4 protein-coding genes are annotated in these 3620 nt (G+C 71.4%); 3 read left to right on the plus strand and 1 reads right to left on the minus strand.

Annotation, left to right across the window (positions count from 1 at the left end):
• The coding region (locus tag ACIRDX_RS21620; RefSeq protein WP_396627496.1) for a glycoside hydrolase family 3 protein at window positions 1–1004 on the minus strand (1004 nt) is incomplete at its 3' end.
• A gap of 74 nt (window positions 1005–1078) precedes the next feature.
• Between ACIRDX_RS21620 and ACIRDX_RS21625 the strand changes: the two genes are divergently transcribed.
• The 3 genes from ACIRDX_RS21625 to ACIRDX_RS21635 form a co-directional block, all read left to right on the plus strand.
• Window positions 1079–1582, plus strand: a complete 504-nt coding sequence (locus tag ACIRDX_RS21625) for a molybdenum cofactor biosynthesis protein B (protein WP_396627497.1) — start codon at window positions 1079–1081, stop codon at window positions 1580–1582.
• Window positions 1579–2610 carry a homoserine dehydrogenase gene (locus ACIRDX_RS21630; RefSeq protein ID WP_396627498.1) on the plus strand — a complete coding sequence of 344 codons (1032 nt, stop codon included), beginning with the start codon at window positions 1579–1581 and terminating at the stop codon, window positions 2608–2610. The genes ACIRDX_RS21625 and ACIRDX_RS21630 overlap by 4 nt, the downstream gene beginning before the upstream one ends.
• Before the next feature lie 141 nt (window positions 2611–2751).
• The coding region (locus ACIRDX_RS21635) for an FG-GAP repeat domain-containing protein (RefSeq protein WP_396627499.1) at window positions 2752–3620 on the plus strand (869 nt) is incomplete at its 3' end.

Raw genomic sequence — 3620 nt, forward strand, 5'->3', positions numbered from 1 at the left:
GGCGGCATCGCCTTCGTGATGGCCTCCATCTGCATCGAGTCGGTCACCGTGAGGCCCTGGAACCCGAGCTGCTCGCGGAGCAGGCCCGTGACGATGGGGCCGCTCAGCGTGCTGGGCGTATCCGGCGCCGGATCGATTGCGGGCATCACCAGGTGGCCCACCATCACCGCGCCCACGCCGGCCGCGATGCCGCGGCGGAACGGCAGCAGCTCGACCGCGTCGAGCCGCGCGCGCTCGTGCGGCACGCGCGGCAGGCCGAGGTGCGAGTCCACGTCGGTGTCGCCGTGGCCAGGGAAGTGCTTGAGCGTGGCGATCACCCCGCCGACCTGCAGGCCTCGCGCGAACGCCGTCGACAGCTTCGCGACCTGCTCGGGATCCTCGCCGAACGAGCGCGTGTTGATGACGGGGTTGTTCGGGTTGTTGTTGACGTCGGCGACGGGCCCGAACACGAGGTGCACGCCGAGCGCCCGCGACTCGACGGCGTTGATGCGGCCCGCCTCGTACGCCAGGCGCTCGTCGCCGGCGGCGCCGAACGCCATCGCCCGCGGGAAGGCCGTCGCGCCGGCCAGTCGGAACGCGACGCTCGTCTCGAAATCGCCCGAGTTGAGCAGCGGCACCTTCGAGAGCGCCTGCAGGCGATTGAACATCGATGCCGCCGCGAACGGATCCCCGAGGGTGACGGCTGGATAGGTCGGGTTGAGCAGCACGCCCGGCGACGGCACGCGTCCGCCGAACACGAGGAAGCCCCCGAGCCGCTGCTCCTCGACCAGGCCCTTGAGGGTGTCGAAGGCGGCCGAGTCGCTGCTGCTGTAGGTGCCGAAGAACGACGAGGCCAGCACCTGGCCCACGCGCTCGTCGATCGACAGGCTCGCCAGCGTGCGGTCGACCCAGCGGCGCGCCTCCCTGTCGAGCGGCGGCAGCCCGTCCTGCGCGGCGGGCGCCACACCCAGGAGACCGGCGGCGAGGGCGACGAGGAGCAGGAACGGACGGACGCGGGCACCCATGCAGGAATCCTACGCCGACGAGCCCGCGACCAGTGTGGGCGCGCGTCGCGGGCGGCGGCTGCAATAATGGCGGCATGTCACACACCGAGCATCGCGCGACCTCGCCCACATCGGTCAGGTGCGCGGTCCTCACCATCAGCGACACGCGCACGGCCGACACCGACACCGGCGGCGCGCGCCTCGTGGCGATGCTCGAGGCCGCCGGCCATCAGGTGGTGGGGCGCGGCCTGGTCCGCGACGACGAGAGCGCCGTGCAGCGGTGGATCTCGTCACAGCGCGCGCGCGACGAGGTGGACGCCATCTTCACGACGGGCGGCACCGGCGTCGCGCGGCGCGACACGACCATGGAGGCCATCGCGTCGATGTTCGACAAGCCGCTCCCCGGCTTCGGCGAGCTGTTCCGCATGCTCAGCTACCAGGAGATCGGCGCCGCCGCCATGCTCAGCCGCGCCTGCGCGGGCGTCACGCAGTGTCGCCTCCTCGTCGCGCTGCCCGGCTCGGAGAACGCCATCCGGCTCGCGATGGAGAAGCTGCTGCTGCCCGAACTCGGCCACCTGGTGCGGGAGGCCCGCCGGTGATTCCCGCGCTGGTGGTCGTCGGCTACGGGCACGTCGGTCGCCGGTTCGTCCGCCTGCTCGAGGAGACCGCCGACACGCTCGCCGGCCTCGGCATCCACCCACGCATCGTGGCCGTCGCCACTCGTCGTCATGGCGCCATCGCCGACGTCCAGGGGCTCGACCAGGCGCGAATCGATGCTGCGCTCGCCGGGACCACGCCCAGTGAGACCGCCTCGTCCGCCTCGTTCATCACCGACGTGGTGGCGCGGGTCCGCGAGCGGGGCGATCTCGTGCCGATGGTCGTCGAGATCACCACCCTCGACATCGAGCGCGGTGAACCGGCCATCTCGCACGTACGGGCCGCCCTCGCGGCCGGCGCGCACGTGATCAGCGCCAACAAGGGGCCGGTGGCGTTCGCGCACCGCGCGCTCGCCGACGAGGCGCGACGGAGCAGTCGCGACTACCTGTTCGAAGGCGCGGTGATGGACGGCATCCCCATCTTCAACCTGGTCCGCGAGACGATGCCAGCCGTCGAGATTCGCGGCTTCAGGGGCGTGGTCAACAGCACCACGAACTTCATCCTGACGGCGCTCGAGCAGGGCGAGCCGTTCGCGGACGCGCTGGCGCGGATGCAGGCCGCCGGCATCGCCGAGGCCGACCCGCGGCACGACGTCGACGGCTGGGACGCGGCGGCCAAGGCGGCCGCACTCGCCAACGTGCTGCTCGAGGCCGACGTGACGCCGCACGACGTCGTGCGCGAGGGCCTGGGCCCCGACGTCGGCGCCCGGGCGATCGCCACGCGCGCCGACGGGCGACGCCTCAAGCTGGTCGCCTCTGCCACGGGACGCGGTGCCGACGTGCGCCTGCGCGTCGCGCTCGAGTCGCTCGGGCACGACGACCCGCTCGCGGCACTCGAGGGCATGGCCAACGCGCTCGAACTCGACACGTGGCCGCTCGGGCGCGTCGTGATCACCCAGCGCGACGGCGGACTCGAGATCACGGCGTACGCGCTGCTTGCCGACATGGTGACGATCTGCCGCAAAGGCTAGGGCCCGTTCTCCGAACGGCCCTACCCAAGTTGAAGCCGGCCCTACCCTCAGCTCGTCCTGCAGGCGCCGGAGCCTGAGCCAAGGCGGCCAACCCGGCCCTGCATGCGCGACGCTCGTGCCGTGTCCCGTATGATGCCGGGCATGCCGGACTCCGTGGTGCCGTTCCTGCGCGGCGCTCTTGCGGGCGTGATCGCGCTGCTGGTCGCAGCAGGCGCACCGCCGTGGTCTGGTGCCCAGGAGCCACGCCCCGCGGCGCCCGTCTGGGTCGACGCCACCGACACGACCATCGGCAAGACCGCGGAGTGGACCAACAAGGTCGAACTGGCCGACATCGACGGCGACGGCCGCATCGACCTGCTCTTCGCCAACGGCGGCAACTACTCCAGTCCGGGCACGCCCGAGCCCAACCGCGTGTTCGTCAATCGTGGTGCCGGCAACCGCTTCGTCGAGCGGACCACGCAGGTGTTCGGCAACACGCCCGACCTCGCGCGCGTGATCAAGGCGCGCGACGTCAACGGCGATGGACTCACGGACATCCTCGTGGGCACGACGTTCCAGACGCAGAGTCGTCTGTTCCTCGGCACCGGAGGCGGCGCGTTCCGCGAGGTGACGTCCACGCACGTGCCGCAGGCGGTCGCCAGCATCGGCGACCTCGAGTTCGGCGACGTCGATCTCGACGGCGATCTCGATGTCGTCCTCGCCGACTGGGGGCCGGGCAACAACATGTCGAACGAGGGCGGGCGTACGCGCCTCTGGCTGAACGACGGCAGCGGCCGCTTCACCGATGCCACTGGCACCCGGATGCCGGCGACGCGTATCCCCTTCTCCTGGGACCTCGAGTTCGTCGACACCGACAACGACGCCGACCTCGACATCCTCGTGTCGTGCAAGCGATGCGGCGGTGGCAGCCTGTTCCGCAACGACGGCAAGGGCACGTTCACCGAGGACCCGCGCGGCCTGCCGGCCTACACCAACAACTACGAGTTCGAGCCGATGGACCTCGATGGCGA

This window comes from Luteitalea sp., from assembly GCF_044337415.1.
GTDB lineage: Bacteria > Acidobacteriota > Vicinamibacteria > Vicinamibacterales > Vicinamibacteraceae > Luteitalea.

Bases quoted from the DNA above. Each gene is read 5' to 3' on its own strand.
- ACIRDX_RS21625 (WP_396627497.1), top strand. From the start codon at position 1,079: ATGTCACACACCGAGCATCGCGCGACCTCGCCCACATCGGTCAGGTGC.